The sequence below is a fragment of the Sphingopyxis solisilvae genome (assembly GCF_015475875.1).
GTDB lineage: Bacteria > Pseudomonadota > Alphaproteobacteria > Sphingomonadales > Sphingomonadaceae > Sphingopyxis > Sphingopyxis solisilvae.
The window spans coordinates 76,804-97,492 of sequence record NZ_JADKYM010000007.1 but is presented as its reverse complement, the minus strand read 5'-3'; the positions used below and the strand labels follow the sequence as shown (position 1 = coordinate 97,492).

24 protein-coding genes are annotated in these 20,689 nt (G+C 65.9%); 12 read left to right on the top strand and 12 right to left on the bottom strand.

Features of this window, described 5'->3' with window-relative positions; translation table 11 throughout:
- Positions 1-63: 63 nt before the first annotated feature.
- The 4 genes from IR187_RS07060 to obgE all read right to left on the bottom strand — a co-directional run bounded on the left by IR187_RS07060 (position 64) and on the right by obgE (position 4,170).
- The gene (locus IR187_RS07060) at positions 64-981 is read right to left on the bottom strand and encodes an NAD-dependent epimerase/dehydratase family protein (protein WP_194953902.1); all 918 of its coding nucleotides are present in this window, start codon (positions 979-981) and stop codon (positions 64-66) included.
- Between the two features lie 142 nt (positions 982-1,123).
- A complete protein-coding gene (proB, locus tag IR187_RS07055) occupies positions 1,124-2,227 on the bottom strand; it encodes a glutamate 5-kinase (RefSeq protein WP_194953901.1) in 1,104 nt (367 codons plus the stop codon).
- Positions 2,228-2,273: 46 nt separating this feature from the next.
- A complete protein-coding gene (locus IR187_RS07050) occupies positions 2,274-3,071 on the bottom strand; it encodes a MipA/OmpV family protein (protein WP_194953900.1) in 798 nt (265 codons plus the stop codon).
- A 49-nt stretch (positions 3,072-3,120) separates the two neighbouring features.
- Positions 3,121-4,170, bottom strand: a complete 1,050-nt coding sequence (obgE, locus tag IR187_RS07045; RefSeq protein ID WP_194953899.1) for a GTPase ObgE — start codon at positions 4,168-4,170, stop codon at positions 3,121-3,123.
- Positions 4,171-4,467: 297 nt separating this feature from the next.
- On the opposite strand from obgE, the gene IR187_RS07040 reads away from it, so the two are divergent.
- Complete coding sequence (locus IR187_RS07040) at positions 4,468-4,923, top strand: PA2169 family four-helix-bundle protein (protein WP_194953898.1); 456 nt, start codon at positions 4,468-4,470, stop codon at positions 4,921-4,923.
- Positions 4,924-4,987: 64 nt separating this feature from the next.
- On the opposite strand, the gene IR187_RS07035 is transcribed toward IR187_RS07040, so the two are convergent.
- A complete protein-coding gene (locus IR187_RS07035) occupies positions 4,988-5,587 on the bottom strand; it encodes a TetR/AcrR family transcriptional regulator (protein ID WP_194953897.1) in 600 nt (199 codons plus the stop codon).
- A 58-nt stretch (positions 5,588-5,645) separates the two neighbouring features.
- Here IR187_RS07035 and IR187_RS07030 point away from each other — a divergent pair, with 58 nt between their 5' ends.
- From IR187_RS07030 to IR187_RS07020, 3 genes are all read left to right on the top strand, one after another.
- Positions 5,646-6,536 (top strand): metal-dependent hydrolase, encoded by an 891-nt coding sequence (locus IR187_RS07030; protein ID WP_194953896.1) that lies wholly within the window; start codon positions 5,646-5,648, stop codon positions 6,534-6,536.
- A gap of 272 nt (positions 6,537-6,808) precedes the next feature.
- Entirely contained in the window at positions 6,809-7,357 is a 549-nt protein-coding gene (locus IR187_RS07025) for a hypothetical protein (protein ID WP_228765609.1), read from the top strand.
- A gap of 31 nt (positions 7,358-7,388) precedes the next feature.
- Complete coding sequence (locus IR187_RS07020; protein ID WP_194953894.1) at positions 7,389-7,919, top strand: GNAT family N-acetyltransferase; 531 nt, start codon at positions 7,389-7,391, stop codon at positions 7,917-7,919.
- 108 nt (positions 7,920-8,027) lie between these two features.
- On the opposite strand, the gene IR187_RS07015 is transcribed toward IR187_RS07020, so the two are convergent.
- Both IR187_RS07015 and IR187_RS07010 read right to left on the bottom strand, forming a co-directional pair.
- Complete coding sequence (locus IR187_RS07015; protein WP_194953893.1) at positions 8,028-8,474, bottom strand: NfeD family protein; 447 nt, start codon at positions 8,472-8,474, stop codon at positions 8,028-8,030.
- 1 nt (position 8,475) lies between these two features.
- Positions 8,476-9,387: an SPFH domain-containing protein gene (locus tag IR187_RS07010; RefSeq protein ID WP_194953892.1), complete on the bottom strand. Its 912-nt coding sequence runs from the start codon at positions 9,385-9,387 to the stop codon at positions 8,476-8,478.
- Positions 9,388-9,470: 83 nt separating this feature from the next.
- Here IR187_RS07010 and IR187_RS07005 point away from each other — a divergent pair, with 83 nt between their 5' ends.
- Both IR187_RS07005 and IR187_RS07000 read left to right on the top strand, forming a co-directional pair.
- On the top strand, positions 9,471-10,277 hold the full coding sequence (locus IR187_RS07005) for an HpcH/HpaI aldolase/citrate lyase family protein (protein ID WP_194953891.1): 807 nt from the start codon (positions 9,471-9,473) through the stop codon (positions 10,275-10,277).
- A gap of 93 nt (positions 10,278-10,370) precedes the next feature.
- Positions 10,371-11,873 (top strand): M28 family peptidase, encoded by a 1,503-nt coding sequence (locus IR187_RS07000; RefSeq protein WP_228765608.1) that lies wholly within the window; start codon positions 10,371-10,373, stop codon positions 11,871-11,873.
- A gap of 105 nt (positions 11,874-11,978) precedes the next feature.
- Here the strand turns inward: IR187_RS07000 and IR187_RS06995 are convergent, their stop codons facing one another.
- Complete coding sequence (locus IR187_RS06995) at positions 11,979-13,352, bottom strand: class II 3-deoxy-7-phosphoheptulonate synthase (RefSeq protein ID WP_194953889.1); 1,374 nt, start codon at positions 13,350-13,352, stop codon at positions 11,979-11,981.
- A 254-nt stretch (positions 13,353-13,606) separates the two neighbouring features.
- On the opposite strand from IR187_RS06995, the gene IR187_RS06990 reads away from it, so the two are divergent.
- Genes IR187_RS06990 through IR187_RS06980 form a run of 3 tightly spaced genes read left to right on the top strand, consistent with a single transcriptional unit; the run spans position 13,607 to position 15,762 of the window.
- The gene (locus IR187_RS06990; RefSeq protein WP_194953888.1) at positions 13,607-14,284 is read left to right on the top strand and encodes a Crp/Fnr family transcriptional regulator; all 678 of its coding nucleotides are present in this window, start codon (positions 13,607-13,609) and stop codon (positions 14,282-14,284) included.
- A 57-nt stretch (positions 14,285-14,341) separates the two neighbouring features.
- A complete protein-coding gene (locus IR187_RS06985) occupies positions 14,342-14,692 on the top strand; it encodes an ArsC family reductase (protein WP_194953887.1) in 351 nt (116 codons plus the stop codon).
- A complete protein-coding gene (locus IR187_RS06980; RefSeq protein ID WP_194953886.1) occupies positions 14,689-15,762 on the top strand; it encodes a glycerophosphodiester phosphodiesterase in 1,074 nt (357 codons plus the stop codon). Before IR187_RS06985 ends, IR187_RS06980 begins: the two co-directional genes overlap by 4 nt.
- A gap of 264 nt (positions 15,763-16,026) precedes the next feature.
- On the opposite strand, the gene IR187_RS06975 is transcribed toward IR187_RS06980, so the two are convergent.
- The 4 genes from IR187_RS06975 to IR187_RS06960 are packed head-to-tail and all read right to left on the bottom strand — an operon-like array spanning position 16,027 to position 17,418.
- A complete protein-coding gene (locus tag IR187_RS06975) occupies positions 16,027-16,248 on the bottom strand; it encodes a helix-turn-helix transcriptional regulator (RefSeq protein WP_194953885.1) in 222 nt (73 codons plus the stop codon).
- Positions 16,241-16,729, bottom strand: coding sequence for a hypothetical protein (locus IR187_RS06970; protein WP_228765607.1), 489 nt, complete (start codon positions 16,727-16,729; stop codon positions 16,241-16,243). Before IR187_RS06970 ends, IR187_RS06975 begins: the two co-directional genes overlap by 8 nt.
- A 3-nt stretch (positions 16,730-16,732) precedes the next feature.
- On the bottom strand, positions 16,733-17,002 hold the full coding sequence (locus IR187_RS06965; protein ID WP_194953883.1) for a hypothetical protein: 270 nt from the start codon (positions 17,000-17,002) through the stop codon (positions 16,733-16,735).
- On the bottom strand, positions 16,999-17,418 hold the full coding sequence (locus tag IR187_RS06960; protein ID WP_194953882.1) for a hypothetical protein: 420 nt from the start codon (positions 17,416-17,418) through the stop codon (positions 16,999-17,001). The genes IR187_RS06965 and IR187_RS06960 overlap by 4 nt, the downstream gene beginning before the upstream one ends.
- 126 nt (positions 17,419-17,544) lie before the next feature.
- Between IR187_RS06960 and panB the strand changes: the two genes are divergently transcribed.
- The 3 genes from panB to IR187_RS06945 all read left to right on the top strand — a co-directional run bounded on the left by panB (position 17,545) and on the right by IR187_RS06945 (position 20,666).
- Positions 17,545-18,408, top strand: a complete 864-nt coding sequence (gene panB / locus IR187_RS06955) for a 3-methyl-2-oxobutanoate hydroxymethyltransferase (RefSeq protein WP_194953881.1) — start codon at positions 17,545-17,547, stop codon at positions 18,406-18,408.
- A 118-nt stretch (positions 18,409-18,526) separates the two neighbouring features.
- Positions 18,527-19,330: a tetratricopeptide repeat protein gene (locus tag IR187_RS06950; protein ID WP_194953880.1), complete on the top strand. Its 804-nt coding sequence runs from the start codon at positions 18,527-18,529 to the stop codon at positions 19,328-19,330.
- Between the two features lies 1 nt (position 19,331).
- Positions 19,332-20,666: an outer membrane protein assembly factor BamB family protein gene (locus IR187_RS06945; protein ID WP_194953879.1), complete on the top strand. Its 1,335-nt coding sequence runs from the start codon at positions 19,332-19,334 to the stop codon at positions 20,664-20,666.
- The last annotated feature ends 23 nt before the right edge of the window (positions 20,667-20,689 follow it).

Sequence of the window (20,689 nt, the reverse complement as noted above, 5' to 3'; positions counted from 1 at the left end):
GCTGCGGCCTGCCGTTGGCAATGCACGCTTCGACCGGCAGGCAATAGCACCCTATCGGCGACATCACAGCCAGCCTTCGCGGCGATACCAACGCACCGTTTCGGCGAGCGCGTCGTCGGTTTCGCGTTCGGGGCGCCATAGCGCTGCGGGGGGATGCGCGCCCGCGGTCGCCACCCAGTCGGGATGGGCGATGTAGCGCGCGCGGTCGGGGGTCAGTTTGGCGCGGCTGCGGCGAAGGAATTTGTCCATGCGGCCCCCGGCCCTGAGCACGACGCCTGGAATGGCAAAGGTCGAGAGCTGACCGCGTCCCACCGCGCGCCCGATCGCCTGGGCAAAGCCGCGGTGCGACCAGCCGTTCGGCTTGCCATCGTCGGGTTCGTAGATCGCGCCGATGCCTGCGGTGCGGTCAGCGGCCAGCGCGACGAGCAGGCGCGCCAGATCATCGACATAGATCGCCGACATGCGGCCACGCGGCGGCAACAGCGCGATGCCGCGCCGCGCCATGCGGAACAGGTCGAGCATTTCGGTGTCGCCGGGACCGAACACCGCGGGGGGGCGGACGATCGTCCAGTCGAGCCCGCTGGCGGTCACCGCGGCCTCGGCGCGCTCTTTCGACCAGCCATAGTGGGACAGGCCGGGCTCGCGCGCCGCGAGCGACGAGACATGGACGAAACGCGTCACCCCGGCGTTGCGTGCCGCATCGATGACGTTGGCGGTCGCTGTGGCATTGCCCGCCTCGAACGCCGCGCGGGTCGGGACGTTGACCACCCCGGCAATGTGCATCACGACATCGCTGCCCGCCACCATTTCGGCGATAGCATCGGGGCGGTCGAGCGCGCCCGCAATCCAGGTGACGCCATCACGATCGGGTTGCGGACGGCGGGTGAGGGCGCGGACGTGCCAGCCGGCGTCGATCGCCTGCCGCATCGTCGCGCCGCCGACGAAGCCGGTCGCGCCGGTCACGGCCAGCACGGCGCTCATAAAATCCTCCCCACTTGTGGGGAAGGGGACCGCCGCGAAGCGGTGGTGGAGGGGGTTGGCGGTGTTTCGCCACGTTGCTGAAGGACGCACCCGCCCTCCGTCAGCCGCGGGGCGTCTGCCACCTCCCCATGAATGGGGAGGATCATAAGAGCACCATATGGTCGCGGTGGACCATGGCACTTCTTGGCGCATAGCCGAGCGCCGCCTCTTGCGCGTCGCGGCCAAGGCCGGTGATCGCCGCGGCATCGGTAGCGGGATATTCGGACAGGCCACGCGCGATCACCGTCCCGTCGGGGCCGACGATGTCCAGCACGTCGCCGCGGGCAAAGCTGCCCGTCACGCCGGTGACTCCCGCGGCGAGCAGGCTGGCGCCGCCACGCAGCGCCCGCGCCGCGCCGTCGTCGATCAACAGTCGCCCTTTCGCGGTCAGCCCGCCCGCGAGCCACGCCTTGCGCGCGCTGGCGCCCTTTTCGGCGACGAACAGGCTGTGCCGTGCCGCGGTCGATAGCGGCCGGTCGATCCGCCCCGAGGCGATGGCGAGGTGCGCGCCCGCGGCATTGGCGATGCGCGCCGCGGCGATCTTTGACACCATGCCGCCCGATCCCATGCCCGACGCCGATCCGGTATCGGCCATCGCCTCGATGCTGGCGTCGATGCGCTCGACTTGCGCGATATGGCTGGCACCGGGCAGCGCCGGATTGCGATCGTACAGCCCGTCGATGTCGGACAGCAACACGACGCCGCCCGCGCCTGCTGCCTGTGCGACGCGCGCCGCGAGGCGGTCGTTGTCGCCAAAACGAATTTCCTCGGTCGCAACGCTGTCATTCTCGTTGATGATCGGCACCACGCCCAGGCTGAGCAGCCGGTCGAGCGTCGCCGCGGCATTCAGATAGCGCCGCCGGTCTTCCAGATCGTCAAGCGTCACGAGCATCTGCGCCGCAGTCAGTCCTTCGGCGCCCAGTACCTCGGCCCACACCTGCGACAGCGCAATCTGGCCGGTAGCGGCCGCCGCCTGCGCATCCTCCAGCGTCCCGCGCCCGCCCTTCGCGAGGCCCAGTCGCCGCGCGCCGAGCGCGATCGCCCCCGACGACACAACCGCAACCTGCTGCCCCGCGCGCGTCCGCTCGGCAATGTCGGTAGCGATTCCGCCCAGCCAGTCGCGCCGCACCGCGCCCGCGGGATCGACGAGCAACGCCGACCCGATTTTGACGATCAGCCGGGGGCAGGTGGGGGGCGCGAACAACATGCCGCCGCCGATAGCGCGCGGCGCCGCCTGCGCCAATGCTATTACGTCAGCGCCCACCCCCGAAAGTATAACTCAACGCAACCCCCACCGACGGCTGGCTGCGGCTGCCGAGTTGGCGGGTGATCGGCGAGTCGGCGGCGTCGCCGACCAGCCGGTCGTAGCGGCCGTAAACCGCGATGCCCCAATCGCGTCCGAGCATCCGGTGATAGCCGGCGGTCACACCGACCGACTGGATGCCGCCATCGACGTCATAGGTGGCAAGGCCGGAGGTCGCGGCGGCGGCGGGGGTCACGCCGAAATAGGCGTTCTTGTACTTGGCGTCGCCCAGCGTGACGCGCGGGCCGATCGAGAACAGCCAGTCGTCGCCCTGGCGCGCGACATAGTCGGCGCTGACTTCGCCCGTCCAGCCCTTGTGGCCGCTGACCGCCTTGCGGCCTTCGACGCGGACGCGCAACGCCGGGGTCAGGTTGACCTGCGCGAACCCGCCGACCTCGAACGAAAAGCCCACTTTGGGGAGGTCGGCGCCGATGTCGGCGGCGGTGCGTTTGCCGATAAACCCCAGCGACGGTCCGAACGCAAAGTCTCCCGTCTGGATCAGCGGCCCCCCAAAGCTTTCGTCGGCGGCTTCGAAGGTGAATTCGGTGCCGGCCCGCTCGCGCGAGACGTCGATATAGGGACCGACCGACAAATCCTTCGATCCCGGCCAAGACGGCGACAGTTGAGGCCCCAAAATGAAGCGGGTGCGTTTTTCGCTGCTGGCACCGTCATTCTGGGCGTAGGCGGGGCTGGCGAGCGCGGTGGCGGCGGCGAAGCAAAGCGCGGCGAGGGGAGCGTGTCGGGTCATGCGAAATCCTTGTTGTTCCGCACGAAATTCCCCAGCGGCGGGTTCGTTCCTAAACCGGCGACCAGTCGGTCGATTCTTCGCCATCGTCGGAATTGCCCGCGGCGCGCTTTTCGGGGCCGATGATCTCGAGCAGCTTGTCGAGCACCGCGGGTACGCCTGCGCCGCTGGCGCCCGACAACGCCATCACCGGATGCCCGCTGGCTTCGGCGAGTTCGGCGGACAGCGCCGCGACCAGTTCGTCGTCGAGCGTATCGATCTTGTTCAATGCGACGATCACCGGCTTGTCGGTCAGGTCTGCGCCATAGGCTTCGAGTTCGTCGCGCACGATGCGGTAGCTGGTGGCGACATCTTCGTCATTGGCGTCGACCAGATGGAGCAGGACGCGGCAGCGTTCGATATGGCCGAGGAAGCGGTCGCCGACCCCGGCGCCGTCGGCCGCGCCCTCGATCAGCCCCGGAATGTCGGCGACGACAAACTCATGCCCCTTGTGGCTGACGACGCCCAGCTGGGGGCGCAGCGTCGTGAAGGCATAGGCGCCGACCTTGGCCTGCGCATTGGTCACCGCGTTGATGAAGGTCGATTTGCCCGCGTTGGGCAGGCCGACGAGGCCCGCGTCGGCAAGCAGTTTCAACCGCAACCACACCCACATTTCCTCGCCCGGCCAACCGGGGCCGTGCTGGCGCGGAGCACGGTTGGTCGAGGTCTTGTAGCTCGCATTGCCGCGCCCGCCGTCGCCGCCGCGCAGAAAGACGATGCGTTCGCCCTCTTTGGTCAGGTCGGCGAGCAGGCTGCGTTCCTCGTCGTCGTCCAATATCTGCGTGCCGACCGGCACCTGGATGACAAGGTCGGGACCGCCCGCCCCGGTGCGGTCGCGGCCCGCGCCGGGGGTGCCGCGCTTTGCCTTGAAATGCTGGGTGTAGCGAAAGTCGATCAGCGTGTTCAGCCCCGCGACCGCTTCGAAAATGATGTCGCCGCCCTTGCCGCCGTTGCCGCCGTCGGGGCCGCCATATTCGATATATTTTTCGCGCCGGAACGACACGGCGCCGGGGCCGCCGTCGCCCGACTTGATGAAAATCTTGGCTTGATCGAGGAAGTGCATGGGAGACCTTTGGAGCGGTAACATCGCGTCGGCAGCGCTGGAAGCGATGCCGGCAATGGTCCCGGTTCATGCGGCGGCATCGCTTCCGGCGACGGCGCCCGGCATGAGTGACGGGATCGGGTTGCGCCCCCCTTAGTCGCCGCGCGCCGAAATGGCCAGTTTTGTGATGCGCCGCCGCCGCGTTCGATGAAAAGCACTTGCCAAGCGCCAAGCCGACGCAACTTTGCGGGCTGGTGCCCGTTGGGTGAACAAGGCAGCGCATAACGCCTGCTCGCTGTTTTCCCGAAAGGATTTCAAATGTTTGACAACAAGAATGTCAGCACGCTCAATTCGCTGATCGCAACGACGCTCGACAGCGTCGATGGCTATCGCAAGGCGGCCGAAGAGGCGAACGCGGCACGGTTTCGCGAGATTTTCCTGAACCGTGCCAACGAGCGGCAGAGCATCGTGACCGCGTTCCAGACCAAAGTGCGCGAACTTGGGGGCAACCCCGAAGACGACGGCACGGTGCTGGCATCGGCGCACCGCGCGTTTCTGGGGCTGCGCGACGCGTTGACCGGCGACCGCGACGATTCGGCGGTGATCGCCGAGGTCGAGCGCGGCGAGGACCATATCAAGGCGAAGTTTGAAAGCGCGCTGAAGGACGGCGATCTGGACCTCGCGGTCCAGCAACTGATCCAGACCAGCTACGCTTCGGTCCGCGACGGCCATGACCAGATGTCGGCGCTCAAACATCAGCTGAACGCCAGCTAAGGCCTTCTCCCGCCCTCCCGGAGAAGCATGGAAACGGCGGTTCCGATATGCGGAGCCGCCGTTTTTATCGGGCGTTCGGTTCGGCCCAGAATTTCGCGATGCGGCCGCTGATCAGCTCGGTCGCAAGGACGCGGCCGGTGTCGCGCGGCAGGTCGAGCGCTTCGGCCATCGGTCCGCCGAGCTGCGCATCGCCGAGCGCCATCAGCACCAGCGCCAGCGTGTCTTCGTGCATCAGCCGCTTTTCATGCGCGTCGGGGGCCATGCCGTCGATCAGCTTGTGGATCGCGGCGACGATCGGGTCGAGCGCGTCTTCGTTCCCCGTCGCCGCCATCCACGTCGCCAATGCGCCCGCGCCGCCGCTGTTGAACGCGTCGAAGGCCAGATCGACAATCTCGCGCACATTGCGCTCGCCCGGCGGCGATTCGGCCATCTTGGCGCCGATCGTCGCGCAGACGGTTTCGGCGAGATAAGCGGCAAGCGCCTTTTGCAGCCCCGCGGCGCTGCCGAAATGATGGAGCAGATTGGCGTGGGTGCGATCGATGCGCGCCGCCACTGCCTTCAATGTCACCGCCGCCGGGCCGGTTTCGATCAAAATCTCGCGCGCCGCATGCAGCGCGGCCGACCGGCTTTCTTCCGGGCTCAGGCGCTTCTTCACTATTGACATATATGTAAGTAAACCCTAGTTTTCATCCCCATCGCCCCTTTCCGCCTGTGAGGCCCATATGTCCAGCCTTTCCCTCTCCCCGACTCCCGCCGATCTGTCGATCACCCCGCGCGACATGCGCTTTGGCCGCGACGACAAACAGGGTCGCTGGTGGTTGAACGGCGACCCGATCGCGTCGACGTTCCACACCGCGCTGTCGGTGACCTTTCCGCGCGGCGAGGCGATGTTCATCGAGGCGGTGAAGGCGCACCGCGACGGCGTGCCGGAGAAGCTGGCGCGCGAAATCCGCGCGTTCACCCAGCAGGAGGTGATCCACAGCCGCGAGCATGTCGTGTTCAACAAGAAAGCGGCGGAGGCGGGTTACGACCTTTCGGAGCTCGAGGCCGACGTCAACGAGGTGCTCGACCTGATCAAGACGCGGCCGCAGATCGTCAACCTGATGGCGACGATCGCGCTGGAACATTATACCGCGATGATGGCGGCGATCATGCTGCGCGACGGCCATATGTACGACGGCGCCGAGCCCGAATGGGCCAGCTTGTGGAAATGGCACGCGGTCGAGGAGATCGAGCACAAGGGCGTCGCGTACGACACGTGGCTGCACGCAACGAAGGACTGGAGCCGGTGGAAACGCTGGCGCGCCAAGTCGATCATGATGCTGCTCGTCACGAGCCGCTTCTGGCCGAAGCGGATCAAGGGCATGAAGAATTTGCTGAAGCAGGACGGGCTGACCGGCTGGCGCGTCACCGCGCGCATCTGGTGGTATCTGGTCGGCAATCCGGGGATATTGCGCAAAAGCTTTCTGCCGTGGCTCAGCTATTTCATGCCAGGGTTTCATCCGTGGATCCATGACGACCGCGCGCTGATCAAGCTTTACGAGAGCGATTATGCCGATGCGGTGATGCCGGCGCATGCGTCGGGGCCGGAGCGGGTTGCCGCGGCGGCGTAGTCTTTTCTTTGTCTCTCCCCTTGAGGGAGAGATACGGAGGCTTGGCAGCTTGCTGCCTAGCCGCAGTTGAGAGGGGGGTTTGCCCCCGCTGACGGCGCATCCCCTCGCCAAGCTTCGCTAGCTCCTGACGGAGCAAGCTGCGCTATCCTCTCCCTCAAGGGGAGAGGATGATAGTGCGCCCCCCGGCTGCCCCCGGCTTGATCCGCGCGGGCTGGACGCCGCGCCCCGCGTCCCATATCCCCGTTCCAGTGGAGGGGACCATGCGACCACATATGACCACGGCCGAAACCACCCAGCTGGAATTGCAGCTGGCGGGACTGGGTTCGCTGCTCGAGTTTGGCTGTGGCGGCAGCACGCTGGTGGCGGCGCGGCAGGTGCGGCGGATCGTCAGCGTCGACAGCGACGCCGCCTGGCTCGCCGAGGTGCAGACCGCGATGGCGGCCGCGGCGGTCGAGTTCACGCCGGTGCATATCGACATCGGGCCGGTCCGCGAATGGGGTTATCCCGCCGACGAACAGCGGCTGCGCGACTGGCCGCGCTATCATTCGCAAATCTGGCGGGGGATGAGCGGCAGTCCCGACGCGGTGCTGATCGACGGCCGGTTCCGCGTCGCCTGCCTGCTCCAGTCGGTCATCCACTGCAAACCCGACTGCATCTTTCTGTTCCACGATTTTGCCGAGCGCGATTATTACCGGGTGGTGTTGAAGCATGTCGATATGCTCGCGTGCATCGACACGCTGGCGGTGATGCGGACGAAGGCGCGGGTCGATGGCACCGCAGTGCTGCACGACCTGTTCGACCATTTCCTGATCCCCGATTGACCCGCGGGGCGCGCTTCGGCACATCCGCATCATGCCGACCCTTGCACCGATCATCGAAACGGCGCGCCTGCGCCTGCGTCCCGGTCGCCTGGCGGACAAGGACACGCATATCGCGATGTGGGCCGACGCGCGGGTCACGCGCTTCATCGGCGGCGAACCGCGCGCGCCCGACGTCAGCTGGGGCAAGTTTTTGAGCGCGGCGGGGCTGTGGCCGGTGATGGGCTTCGGCTATTGGGTGTTCGCCGACAAGGACACGGACAAGCTGATCGGTATGGGCGGCCTCAGCTATTTCGGGCGCGGCATCGCCGAACTCGAAGGATTGCCCGAGGTGGGCTGGGCGTTTGACGCCGACCATTGGGGTGCAGGCTATGCGACCGAAGCGATGACCGCCGTGCTCGGCTGGGCCGACGCGAAGCTCGACGCGGCGGAAGTGCGCTGCATCATCGATCCGGGCAATGACGCGTCGGAACGGGTGGCAGCCAAGCTGGGTTTTCGGCGCATCGGGGAAAGCGACGCACTGGGGCATGTGGTTGAAATTTACAGTCGGCCGCGCGGAGGGTGACCCATATCGTCATTGCGAGCGCAGCGAAGCAATCCAGAGCGGTTTACGCGCGCGCTGGATTGCCGCGTCGCCTTCGGCTCCTCGCAATGACGAGGTTTGCTGAAAAATCTAAACCGCCTCGACCACCAGCAGCCCGCCGTCGGCGCTGACGACGCGGACCTTGGCGCCTTCCGCAACATCGGGGCCGCGCACCGGCCATTCGCCGTCACCGACCTTGGCACGGCCGCGACCGTCCTCGATCGCCTTGGTCACCGTCAGCACCTCGCCGACCAGGCGATGGCCGCGCTGGTTCAGATTGGGATCGGTCGTGGTGATCGGGTTCGTCTTCAGCCAGCGGCGTCCGCCATAGAGCGCGACGAAGGACAGCACCGCAAAAATGCCGAGCTGAAACGGAATGCTGAGCGGCACAATCCAGGCAATAACCCCGGTGACGACCGCCGCCGCGCCGATCCAGATCAGAAAGAAACCGGGCATCACGATCTCGGCCGCGGCGAGCAGCACGCCGAGCGACAGCCACGCCCAATGCGGTTCCATATTGGTCAGCCAGTCGGGCATGTCAGCTTCCCTTGCGTTCGATCGCGTCGCGCGCGAGTTCGCCGATGCCGCCCAGAGTGCCGATCAGCTGCGTTGCCTCGACCGGGAACAGGATCGTCTTGCTGTTCGGGCTGGTCGCGAACAGGCTCACCGCCTCGACATATTTTTGCGCGACGAAATAGTTGATTGCCTGCGCATTGCCGCTGGCGATCGCGTCGCTGACCATCTGTGTCGCCTTCGCTTCGGCTTCCGCCTCGCGCTCACGCGCCTCGGCGTCGCGGAATGCGGCTTCGCGGCGGCCTTCGGCTTGCAGGATCTGGCCCTGCTTCTCGCCTTCGGCGCGGAGAATTTCGGAGGCGCGCAGCCCCTCGGCTTCGAGGATCGCGGCGCGTTTCTCGCGCTCGGCCTTCATCTGCCGCGCCATCGCGTTCGAAATGTCGGCGGGCGGGCGGATGTCCTTGATCTCGACGCGCGTAATCTTGACCCCCCACGGTGTCGTCGCATCATCGACGACGTGCAGCAGGCGGGCATTGATCTCGTCGCGTTTCGACAGCGTTTCGTCGAGGTCCATCGATCCCATGACGGTGCGCAGGTTCGTCGTCGTCAGGTTCATGATCGACAGATACAGGTCGCTGACTTCATAGGCGGCCTTGGCGGCGTCGAGCACCTGGAAGAACACCACCCCGTCGACCGCGACCATCGCATTGTCCTTGGTGATGATTTCCTGCCCCGGGATGTCGAGCACCTGCTCCATCATGTTCACTTTACGGCCGACGCGGTCGAAGATCGGCATGATGAAGTTCAGTCCCGGCTGTGCGGTGTGCGTGTAGCGGCCAAATCGTTCGATCGTATAGGCGAAACCCTGCCGCACGGGCGTCAGCGCCCAGATCAGAAAGACAAGGGCCAGTACGACCAGCGCCAGCGCGAATTCCATCGATCATCCCCTCTCGCACGCGGATCGCTCCGCAACTAGCTTCCTTATTGCGGCAATGGCGTCGCTGCGCCACAGAAAAGCGCATGACCGACTTCGCCCCCCGCTCGCTGCTCTATGTCCCTGGTTCGAACGCCCGCGCGCTGGAAAAGGCGCCGGGGCTTGCCGCCGACATGCTGATAATCGACCTCGAGGATGCGGTGCCGGCCGACCGCAAGGACGACGCGCGCGCGGCGATGCACGCCGCGGTCACCGCGGGCTTTCCGGACAAGCGCGTCGCGGTGCGGATCAACGGTGCGGGCAGCGCGCATCAGGCGGCGGACATCGAATCGCTCGCGGGACTGCAGATCGCCGCGGTCGTGCTGCCCAAGGTCGATGCGGTCGCCGATCTCGAACCTGTGCGTGGCCTCCACCTGCCGGTCTTGGCGATGATCGAGACCCCGACGGCCATCTATGCCGCACGCGAGATCGCCGCGGATCCCGCCGTGGCCGGGCTGATCGCGGGGCTTAACGATCTGGCGCACGAGCTGAAGCTGTCGGGCGGAACCGACCGCGGCGCAATGGGCCACGCGATCCAGGCGATCGTGTTGGCGGCGCGGGCGGGCGGGGTGTGGTGCTTCGACGGCGTTTACAACGCGATCGACGATGCCGCGGGTTTTGCCGCCGAGGCGGGCGAAGGGCGGCGGCTGGGGTTCGACGGGAAGACGCTGATCCACCCGTCGCAGGTCGATCTGTGCAACATGGCCTTTGCGCCGTCGGCGCGCGAGATCGTCGCCGCCAAGGCGCTGGTTGCGGCGGCGACCGGCGGGGCGCAGCGCTACGAGGGGCGAATGATCGAGGATATGCACGTCGCCGCGGCACGGGCGCTGCTGGCGCGGGCGGGGGTCGCCTGATTCTCCCCTCCCGCTTGCGCGAGGGGAGCCCGCTGTTCGTCGTTCGACGAACCGCCTTGCCTGCCTGAAGTGGACATGCCATGCGGCGCGCCCATGCAGACGATCAAGTTTCGCGCCGCGATTGCGGCTGTCGCCCTGGCGGCCTTTGCCGCCGTTCCCGCAGCCCACGCCAAAGCGGCCGAATCGCCGGTTACCGAAGCCGATCTGGCCGCGCACATGAAGATATTGGCGGGCGACGCGTTCGAAGGGCGCGCGCCGGGCACCGATGGCGAGGACCGGACGATCGCCTATATCGTCGGCGAATGGGCCAAGGCGGGGCTGGAGGCGGTTCCCGGCAGCGCGACGCCGTGGTTGCAGCCGGTACCCTTTGTCGAAACAAGGGCACTGGACGGCAGCGCGACCTTCAGGCTTGGCGGCCGCAATCTGGCCATCGCCGATGACGGCGTGATCCTGACCGCCCGCGATGCGTCGGTGTCGCTGGCCAATCTGCCGACATTGTTCGTCGGCTATGGCGTCGATGGCGCGGGCAAGGTCAATGCCGACGTCAAGGGCAAGCTGGCGATCATGCTGTTCGACAATGCGCCGTTCGGTGACAAGCTGCCGCGCTTTCGCGAGCGGCGGCAGTCGCTCGCCGACGCCGGCGCCGCAGCGGTGCTGGTGATCGCGACCGACGCGGTGCCGTGGGACCAGCTGCGCGACAGCGCGGGCAGCAGCGCGATGCGACTGGCGAGCGCCCCGGCGGGCGCCTCGGTGAGCGGCTTTCTGTCGGCGGCGGCCGCCGATGCGCTGTTCGAACAGGCGGGACAGGACGGTGCGGCGCTGCGCGCGGCGGCGAAATCGGCCGATTACAAGGGCGCTGCGCTGCCGGTCACCGCCGACCTGACGGCGCAGTCGGCGACCCGCGCCTTTGCCAGCAACAATGTCATTGCCAAGCTGCCCGGCGCGAACCCCGACGGCAAGGCGGTGCTGTTCCTCGGCCATTGGGATCATCTGGGCATCTGCGGCAAGGAAGGCGACGCCGACCGCATTTGCAACGGCGCGGTCGACAATGCGAGCGGGATCGCGGTGCTGATCGAGGTGGCGAAGCGGCTGGCGAAGGGGCCGCGCCCCGACCGCGACATTTATTTCCTCGCCACCACGGCGGAAGAAAAAGGCCTGCTCGGCGCGCATTATTTCGCCGCCAATCCGGTGGTGCCGCTGGCCGACATCACCGTTGCGCTGAACATCGACACGATTGCGATTTCGCCGCGCGGTACCCCCGTTGCGACGATCGGGCGCGGCAAGCCCGCCTATGACGCGGTGGTGCGGTCGGTGGCCACTGCGCTCGGCCGCAAGCTCGACGAGGATGGCGAGGCCGACGCCTTTGTCCAGCGGCAGGATGGCTGGGCATTGGGCGCGAAGGGTGTGACGTCGCTGATGGTCGGCGGCAGCTTTTCGGACATGGCGCTGCTCCAGGCGTTTCTGGGCGGCGACTATCATGGCCCCGGCGACAATTTTTCCGACAAGATCCCGCTGGGCGGCGCCGCCGAGGACGCCGACCTGCACGTCGCGCTGGGGCGGGCGTTCGCCGATACCAAGCGGTGGGCGGGGAAGTAATCATATAGATCGTCATTGCGAGCGAAGCGAAGCAATCTAGGGCGGTTTACGCCTACTCTGGATTGCCGCGTCGCTTCGCTTCTCGCAATGACGAGGTAAGGGGAATTACGCCGCCTGCTTCGCGCGCTCGCTCATTTCCTGATTGAGCATTTCGGCCAGCAGGAACGCCAGTTCGAGCGACTGCCCCGCATTGAGCCGCGGATCGCAATGCGTGTGGTAACGGTCGGCGAGGTCCATCTGGGTCACGTCCATCGCGCCACCGGTGCATTCGGTGACATTCTGGCCGGTCATTTCGATATGGATGCCGCCGCCATGCGTGCCCTCGGCGCGGTGGACGGCAAAGAAGCCGCGCACTTCGGCGAGGATGCGCTCGAACGGGCGGGTCTTGTAGCCGGTCGAGGTCTTGATGACGTTGCCGTGCATCGGGTCGCACGACCAGACGACCGGATGCCCCGATTCCTTCACCGCGCGCACCAGCTTGGGCAGGTGCGCCTCGATCTTGTCGTGGCCGTAGCGCGTGATCAGCGTCATCCGGCCCGCGACATGATTGGGATTGAGCGTGTCGAGCAGGCGCAGCAGCACGTCGGGCTCGAGGCTCGGCCCGCATTTCATGCCGACCGGATTGCCGATCCCGCGCAGATATTCGATGTGCGCCGACCCTTCAAAACGGGTGCGGTCGCCGACCCACAGGAAGTGCCCCGAGGTGTCATACCAGCCGCCGGTCAGGCTGTCCTGCCGCGTCAGCGCCTGCTCATAAGGCAGCAGCAGCGCCTCGTGGCTGGTGTAGAAGCTGGTGCCCTTGATCTGCGGCACGGTTTCGGGGGTCACGCCGCACGCTTCCATGAAGGCGAGCGCTTCGGAAATGCGCGCGGCGGTTTCCTGATATTTCTTGGCCCACGGGCTGCGGTCCATGAAGTCGTGCGTCCACGCGTTGACCTGGTGCAGATTGGCGTAACCGCCGTTCGCAAAAGCGCGCAGCAGGTTCAGCGTTGCCGCCGACTGGTTATACGCCTTGACCATCCGCGCGGGGTCTGGCTCGCGGCCCGCTTCCTCGAAAGCGATGTCGTTGATGATGTCGCCGCGATAGCTGGGCAGCGATACGCCGTCGATGTCTTCCATATCCGCCGACCGCGGCTTGGCGAACTGCCCAGCCATGCGGCCGAGCTTCACCACCGGCATTTTCGAGGCAAAGGTCAGGACGACCGCCATCTGGAGCAGCACGCGAAAGGTGTCGCGGATGTTGTTCGGATGGAATTCGGCAAAGCTTTCGGCGCAGTCGCCGCCCTGAAGCAGAAACGCCTTGCCTTCGGCGACGCGGCCGAGTTCGGCGGTCAGGTCGCGCGCCTCGCCTGCAAAAACCAGCGGCGGATAACCGGCGAGTTCGCGTTCGGCCGCGGCAAGTGCGTCGGCATCGCGGTAGGTCGGAAGCTGGCGCGCCTCGTGCGAGCGCCAGCTGTGCGGTTGCCAATTTTTTGTCATTTGCCTGTCGTCTTCACTGTCCAAACCGGGGCCGCCATGGCGCGAATGGCGCCGTGACGCAATGCGCCCGACAATCGCGATGCAAAAATTAGCATTATCGTGACATTTGCGCACCTATGCTTTTCTTGGGGCGGAAAAACTGATAGTTTATTTCAGATTTTTCCCTGCCCGGCGCATCAAGGCAGTTGGCTATCGGCGACGTTATACACCAAGAGACCTGATTCCGGGTCCCCACAACGCGATTGGCGGTGGCTATGACGAATTTCGAGTCCGCCTGGTTTGTTTATGGAGCATTGCTGTTGCTGCTGGCGACAAGCTTTGTCGTGCGCCTCGATTATGTGCGGATCGGACTCGCTGCTGCGGCGCTGGTCGCGGTACCGCTCGTTCTCTTTCGCGAGCCCGATCTGGGTTACGGGGCGCTGGTGCTGGCGATCCTGATCGTCAATCTGGCGATATTGGCGCGGCTGTGGCTTCGTCAGCAGCAAGTCCGCTTTTCGGCCGAGGAAGATGCGCTGCGGCGCGAGCATTTCAACGGACTCAATGCGGTCGCGGCGCGCGGGCTGATCGACCAGGGCCACTGGATTTCGGCCAAGCGCGGCGAGGTGCTGATCCGCGAGAATCAGGCGGCGCCAAGCCTTTTCTATCTGGCGGAGGGGCAGGCGACGATTCGCCGCGACGGCGTCGATGTCGGGCGGCTCATGGACGGCGCGCTGATCGGCGAGGCGACGGTGCTTGACGGCACCCATGCGACCGGCACCGTGGCGCTGGCCAGCAATGCCCGGCTGTGGTTCGTGCCCGCTGCCGCGCTGCGCGCCTATCTGGCCGCCAATCCCGACATCGCAAGTGCGCTTCACGAAGGGTTTGCACGCGCGCTGCGCGGCAAACTCGCCAGCGCGAACACCCGGATCGCCGACCGCGCGTCGGCCGCCTGACGGCTGGGCCCGGTCGCGCGCCTCGAACTTGTCATCGGCTGCTGCTAGGGCAGAATCATGACGATGATTCTTTACGGCATTCCCAATTGCGACACGGTGAAAAAGGCGCGGCGCTGGCTTGACCAGCAGGGCGTTGCCTATCGATTCCACGATGTCCGCAAGGACGGGCTCGACGCGGCGCGGTTGCAAGGCTGGATCGACGCGCTCGGGTGGGAAAAATTGCTCAACAAGGCGGGCACGACCTTTCGCAAGCTGCCCGACGACGCGAAGACCGGGCTGGATAGCGCCGCGGCGAAGGCGCTGATGCTCGAACAACCGGCGATGATCCGGCGACCGGTTGTTGAAGCCGCGGACGGGGTCAGCGTCGGATTTGCCGCCGCCGACTGGCAGGCGCGATTTGCGGCATGATCCGGTTTATCACGGCCTTGCTGGCCCCGCTGCTGCTCGTCGGCTGCGCGGCTGAACCGGTGACGGCGCAGCCGACCCTCGACGGCCGGTCGCCGATCGTCATCGCGCATCGCGGCGCGTCGGGCGAGCGCCCCGAACACACGATCGCGGCGTACAAGCTGGCGATCGAGCAGGGCGCCGACTTCATCGAGCCCGATCTGGTGCTCACCAAGGACGGCGTGCTGGTGGCGCGGCACGAGAACGAAATTTCGGAAACGACCGACGTCGCTGATCGCCCCGAGTTCGCGGCACGCAAGGCGACCAAGACGATCGACGGGCGCGCGGTGACGGGGTGGTTTACCGAGGATTTCACGCTGGCCGAGCTGAAGACTCTGCGCGCGCGCGAACGGCTGCCGAAACTGCGCGCGACGACTTATGACGGCCAGTTCGACGTGCCGACCTTCGAGGAAATCCTGACGCTGCTGGCCGAAGTCAACCGGGATCGCGATACACCCGTCGGCGTCTATCCCGAAACCAAGTACCCGAGCTATTTTACCGCGATCGGCCTGCCGCACGAGGCGCCGCTGCTCGCGCTGCTCGATCGCTTCGGCTATCGCGGGCGGCAGGCGCCCGTCTTTATCCAGAGTTTCGAGGTGCGCAACCTGATGGACCTGCGCGCCAAAAGCGACCTGCCGCTGATCCAGCTGATGGACGCCGAGGGCGGTCCGCCCGACATGCCCGGTACCAGCTATGCCGCGATGGCGCGGGCGGAGGGGCTGAAGCGAATCGCCACCTATGCCGACGGGATCGGCCCGAACAAGGCGATGGTGATTCCGCGCGGCGCGCTCGGGTCGCTGGGCCAGCCGACGACGCTGGTCCGCGACGCGCATGCGGCGGGCCTGAAAGTGCATCCCTGGACCTTTCGCCGCGAAAATTATTTCCTGCCGTTGGGTCAGCGCGGCGGGGTGAACCCGGCGGGGCATGGCAAGCTGGGTGCCGAGATTGCCGCCTATCTGGCGACGGGGATCGACGGCCTGTTCAGCGACAATGTGCGCGAGGCGGTGGCGGCGGCGAAAGTGGCACAACGCTAAGTATACACCAACGGCGGATGATGATCGATTGCGGTCATAATCGATCCTCCCCGCTTGCGGGGAGGGGGACCGCCGCCGCAGGCGGTGGTGGAGGGGGCTAACGGCCTGGCGCGCCGCTTAAAACCGAGAGCCCCCTCCGTCAGCCCTGCGGGCTGCCACCTCCCCGCAAGCGGGGAGGAATATTTTGTTCCACCCCATCACCGCCCAAACCCGGCCCGCCGCCACCGGGGAGAGGCGTGGGCCGGGCCGCGCGGCCGCGCTGTTTCAATCGCCGCCGGTCTCCCACTGAAAGACCGCTTCGAGCGGTTTGCCGAACACCTGCGCGATGCGAAAGGCGACTTCGAGCGACGGCGAATATTTCCCCTGTTCGATCGCCGCGATCGTTTGCCGCGTCACGCCCACCCGGTCGCCAAGATCGCCTTGCGTCATCTCGCCCGCCAGAAAGCGCAGGGTGCGGATATCGTTGGTGAAAGGGAGTTTAGCCATGCCAGCCCCGCCGATAGCTCATGAGGACGACGACGCTATTTGCCAGTTCGGCGAGTACGATTGCCAGCAGCCCGCAATTCGCCAGCGGCACGCCGCTTTCGACAAAAGGCATATAGACCCCGACGACCATCATACCGACCAGCAGGACATAATAGCCGGCGGCGGCGCCGCGGCGGCGGATGGCGCGGTCGCGTTCGTCGGCGCGCGCGCGCTCCGATTTCGGTGCCTGCGCCGACAGGATGATCGTGCCGACAATCACGGTGATCGCATGCGCAACGGCGATCGATCCGAAGAGCCACAGCATCGGGAACACCTCGCGTCCGGCGGGGTGCCCCGACAACAGGAGGCCGAAATAGAAGATGTAGGCCACGGTCATGGCGATGACGTTCAGCCAGGCCGTCTTTTCACGAAAGTTCATCGACAGGTCTCCGGAGTCGTCGTCGGCCACTTGCCGGGCGGATTTCAGGATCGCGGGCGACATGGCTCAGCCGATCCGGATGCCGGTGAGGCGCGGATAAATTGTGCCGGGCGTCGTGCCCGTCAGCAGGCGGGCGGGCCGGTTGTTGGTGGACGATAATTCGGGCATTTCATTCACTCCGACAGGAAATAGAAGCACGGCCAGCGGCATGGGCTCGGCAAGCGGCCCGCGAAAATAGTGGCTGGCAGCCAGCAGGATCGCGATCAGCGTCGCCCATCCGATTTTTTCGACAATTGACATGGCAACCTCCGGGATCGCGGTGAGCGCGCTGTTCAACTGCGCCGGTAAAGCCAGATCTGCGATCCGATCCGCAGCAGTTCGGACATCACCACCATCGCGAGCAGCAGGTTGAGCAGGATCGCGGGCGGGGCTTCGGCAAAGATCAGGCCGATCCCGGCCCAGGTGCCGACCACCATCGGGTAATAGGCGAGATGGGTGCCGTACCAGTGGATTGTCCGGTCGCGCTCGTCCTCGGCGATATGAACCTCGCTGCGGTTGCGGATCGCCATGATCGCGGTCGCCACCGTCATCACGACAATAATGCCGATCGTCAGGGGAATCAGCATCCCGCCCGCCGCCCACAGTGCCGCCGGCGACGCGGCATCGCGCCACGGGAAGGCGAGGAAATACCAGCCGAACGCCAGCAGCATGGCGATAAAGGCGATCCAGTGGATTTTTTCGCGAAACGACATTTGCCGATCTCCATGTCTCATGATTCGAACACAATGTCCGATATTTTTAACATGGAGTCAATCAGAAATAACATCGTGCGGCTTTGTCGCTTTCGCGCCGCAGCATAAACGGCTAAGCCGCGCGCCATGTCTACGACCCCGAAAACGCTCACCCTCGACACGTCCACCAGCCGCGCCAATCCGACGCCGCAGCCGATGAAGCGGCTGACGGTGCCGCGCATTCGCCAGCGCAAGGGGGGCGAGCCGATCGTGATGCTGACCGCCTACACCGTCCGCATGGCGCAGCTGCTCGATCCGCATTGCGACATGCTGCTGGTCGGCGATTCGCTGGCGCAGGTCATCTATGGTCTGCCGCATACGGTCGGGGTGACGATGGAGATGATGGCACTGCACGGCGCCGCGGTGGTGCGCGGCAGCTATCATGCCGCGGTCATCGTCGATATGCCTTTCGGCAGCTATGAAGGCAGCCCCGAACAGGCGTTCGACAATGCCGCGCGGTTGCTCAAGGAAACCGGCGCCGCCGCGGTGAAAGTCGAAGGCGGCAAGGTGCTCGCGCCGACGATCGAATTCCTGACCCAGCGCGGCATCCCGGTCATGGGCCATGTCGGACTGACCCCGCAGGCGGTGAACATCCTTGGCGGCTATGGCGTGCGCGGCAAGAGTGCGGAAGAGGCGCGCTCGATCGTCGAGGATGCGGTCGCGGTCGCGCATGCCGGTGCCTTTTCGATCGTGATCGAAGGCGTGCTCGAATCGATCGCGATCGAGATCACCGACAAGGTCGCCTGTCCGACGATCGGCATCGGCGCATCGGCGCGCTGCGACGGGCAGGTGCTGGTCACCGACGATATGCTGGGCATGTTCGAGCGCGTCCCCAAGTTCGTCAAAAAATACGAAGATATGGCCGGGGTCGTCAGCGGCGCGGTCCAGAATTATGCGAACGAAGTCAGGTTGCGTTCATTCCCGACCGAGGATCAGACCTACGCCGGTTGACGTGATCGTTCCGCGAAAGGCGACGCGGAGTGAATCGCTTGGCGTTTTTCCGCACCGTCGCTAAGGAAGCCGCGGCGGGCTGTTGGCCCGACGCCATGACTGTTTGATGGAGGTTTGATTGGCCCTGCGCCCGACCAATGACGCCGCGCTGTTGCAGGAAGTCGATGAAGCCGTTCGCAAGGACCGGCTCGACACGATCATGCACAGCTATGGCCGGTGGATCATTGCAGCCGTTCTGGCGGCGCTGGCGGGGTTTGGCGGTTATCTTTACTGGGGCCATCATCAGGACACAGTGCGCGGCGAGCGGGCGGAGGAGCTGATCGCGGCGTTCGAAAAGCTGGCGGGCACCCAGCCGACAGCGGCAAACGGCGAACTGCAAAAGCTCGCCGCGGGCAGCGAGCCGGTGTATCGCGCGGTGGCGGTGATGCAGCAGGCGAACATCAAGGCGCAGAATGGCGACCTGAAGGGCGCGGCGGCGCTGATGGCCGGCATCGTGGCGGACAAAAAGATCGACCAGGCGCTGCGCGACCTGGCGCTGATCCGGCAGACCGCATTCGAATATGACAGCCTGAAACCCGAAGCGGTGATCGCGCGCATGAAGCCGCTGGTCGATGCCAAGGATCCGGCGTCGAGCTGGTTTGCCAGCGCTGCCGAACTGTCGGCCACCGCGCATTACCAGCTTGGACAATATGACCAGGCAGGGGCGCTGTACGGGCGTATCGCCAAATTGCCGGGCGTCGCCAAATCGCTGCAGTCGCGGTCGGTGCAGATGGCGGGAATGCTGGGTGTCGATGCCGTCGACGACCGGGCCGACGCCAGCGCGGGGACGGAAACCAAAACGGCGGCGCCGGGCGCCGCGGACCAGAAAGGCAATGCCGCGCAGGGCGCAGCGGCAGCCGCCAAAGCCGAGGAAGCCAATTAATATGCGGAAGACGCGTTTGGGAATCTATGCAGCGCTGCTGGCGCTGCCGCTCGCCGGATGTGGCGTGTTCAAGGGTGACGGCGGACCCAAGACGCCAACGGTCGGCGAGCGCGTGTCGATCCTGTCGAATGACAGCAGCGTCAAGGTCGATCCGGCCACCGCGGCCATTGCCGTGGTCTTGCCCGAACCGGCGGTGAACGCGGCTTGGGCGCAGTCGGGGGGCAATGCGTCGAAATCGATGGGGCACCCCGCACTGGGTGCAACGCGCAGCCGGTTGTGGCAGGCCAATATCGCGGGCAGCACGAACAAACAGCGGCTTGCCGCCGCGCCGGTCGTGGCGGACAATCGGTTGTTCGCGGTCGATACCGATGCGGTGGTCACGGCCTTTGCCGCCGATACCGGAGCGCGGCTGTGGAGCACCGCCATCGGCAGTCCCGGCAAGGAGTTTCGCAACTCGTTGTTCGGTGGCGGCGCCGGGGTGGACGGCAATGTCGTTTATGCCACTAGCGGCGTCGGTGATGTCGCGGCGTTGAATGCAGCCGACGGGTCGGTCATCTGGAAGGTGAAGCCGGCTGGTCCGCTGCGCGGTGCGCCGACGATCGCCTTTGGCGGCGTCTATGTCATCAGCCAGGACAACCAGATCATCGCACTCAATGCGGCCAACGGCGCGGTGTTGTGGCAGGCGACCGCCTCTCTGGAGGCTGGCAGCGTGTTCGGCGCCGCGTCGCCCGCCGCCGGACAGGGAACGATCGTTGCCGGCTTCTCGTCGGGCGAGGTCCAGGCCTATCGTTACGAAAACGGGCGTGACCTGTGGGAAGATGCGCTGGCGCGCACCTCGATGGCGTTGTCGGTATCGACCCTGACCGACGTCGACGCCGATCCGGTCATCGACAACGGCCGCGTGTTCGCGCTGGGGCAGGGCGGCCGCATGGCGAGCTATGAGTTGCTCACCGGCCAGCGGACGTGGGAAATTTCGATTGCCGGCATCTCGACCCCCTATGTGGTCGGGCAGTGGGTCTATGCGATGACCGACGACGGCAAGCTGCTGTGCGTCGCGCGCAACACGGGCAAGGTCCGCTGGTTGCAGCAACTGGCGCGTTTCCGCGTCGAAACCGACAAGAAGAAAAAGGATCCGATCCGCTGGACCGGGCCGATTCTGGCCGGTGGTCGCCTGATCGCCGTCAACAGCGAGGGCACGCTGGCTGAATTTTCGCCGACCGACGGGACGCTGCTGGCGTCGACCGAGTTCAAATCGCCGCTGTCGCAGCCGCCGGTGGTCGCGAACAACGTGCTTTATATATTGGCCGACGACGGCCAGATCACGGCCTGGCGCTGACAAACACGGAATAAATAGGGACA

Bases quoted from the DNA above. Each gene is read 5' to 3' on its own strand.
- IR187_RS06995 (WP_194953889.1), bottom strand. From the start codon at position 13,352: ATGACAAAAAATTGGCAACCGCACAGCTGGCGCTCGCACGAGGCGCGC.
- IR187_RS07000 (WP_228765608.1), top strand. From the start codon at position 10,371: ATGCAGACGATCAAGTTTCGCGCCGCGATTGCGGCTGTCGCCCTGGCG.
- proB (WP_194953901.1), bottom strand. From the start codon at position 2,227: ATGTTGTTCGCGCCCCCCACCTGCCCCCGGCTGATCGTCAAAATCGGG.
- IR187_RS07030 (WP_194953896.1), top strand. From the start codon at position 5,646: ATGTCCAGCCTTTCCCTCTCCCCGACTCCCGCCGATCTGTCGATCACC.
- IR187_RS07060 (WP_194953902.1), bottom strand. From the start codon at position 981: ATGAGCGCCGTGCTGGCCGTGACCGGCGCGACCGGCTTCGTCGGCGGC.
- obgE (WP_194953899.1), bottom strand. From the start codon at position 4,170: ATGCACTTCCTCGATCAAGCCAAGATTTTCATCAAGTCGGGCGACGGC.
- IR187_RS06960 (WP_194953882.1), bottom strand. From the start codon at position 17,418: ATGTCGTTTCGCGAAAAAATCCACTGGATCGCCTTTATCGCCATGCTG.
- IR187_RS07015 (WP_194953893.1), bottom strand. From the start codon at position 8,474: ATGCCCGACTGGCTGACCAATATGGAACCGCATTGGGCGTGGCTGTCG.
- IR187_RS07050 (WP_194953900.1), bottom strand. From the start codon at position 3,071: ATGACCCGACACGCTCCCCTCGCCGCGCTTTGCTTCGCCGCCGCCACC.
- IR187_RS06970 (WP_228765607.1), bottom strand. From the start codon at position 16,729: ATGTCGCCCGCGATCCTGAAATCCGCCCGGCAAGTGGCCGACGACGAC.
- IR187_RS06985 (WP_194953887.1), top strand. From the start codon at position 14,342: ATGACGATGATTCTTTACGGCATTCCCAATTGCGACACGGTGAAAAAG.
- IR187_RS06975 (WP_194953885.1), bottom strand. From the start codon at position 16,248: ATGGCTAAACTCCCTTTCACCAACGATATCCGCACCCTGCGCTTTCTG.
- IR187_RS06945 (WP_194953879.1), top strand. From the start codon at position 19,332: ATGCGGAAGACGCGTTTGGGAATCTATGCAGCGCTGCTGGCGCTGCCG.
- IR187_RS07005 (WP_194953891.1), top strand. From the start codon at position 9,471: ATGACCGACTTCGCCCCCCGCTCGCTGCTCTATGTCCCTGGTTCGAAC.
- IR187_RS06990 (WP_194953888.1), top strand. From the start codon at position 13,607: ATGACGAATTTCGAGTCCGCCTGGTTTGTTTATGGAGCATTGCTGTTG.
- IR187_RS07035 (WP_194953897.1), bottom strand. From the start codon at position 5,587: ATGTCAATAGTGAAGAAGCGCCTGAGCCCGGAAGAAAGCCGGTCGGCC.
- IR187_RS07010 (WP_194953892.1), bottom strand. From the start codon at position 9,387: ATGGAATTCGCGCTGGCGCTGGTCGTACTGGCCCTTGTCTTTCTGATC.
- IR187_RS07040 (WP_194953898.1), top strand. From the start codon at position 4,468: ATGTTTGACAACAAGAATGTCAGCACGCTCAATTCGCTGATCGCAACG.
- IR187_RS07025 (WP_228765609.1), top strand. From the start codon at position 6,809: ATGACCACGGCCGAAACCACCCAGCTGGAATTGCAGCTGGCGGGACTG.
- IR187_RS06980 (WP_194953886.1), top strand. From the start codon at position 14,689: ATGATCCGGTTTATCACGGCCTTGCTGGCCCCGCTGCTGCTCGTCGGC.
- panB (WP_194953881.1), top strand. From the start codon at position 17,545: ATGTCTACGACCCCGAAAACGCTCACCCTCGACACGTCCACCAGCCGC.
- IR187_RS07020 (WP_194953894.1), top strand. From the start codon at position 7,389: ATGCCGACCCTTGCACCGATCATCGAAACGGCGCGCCTGCGCCTGCGT.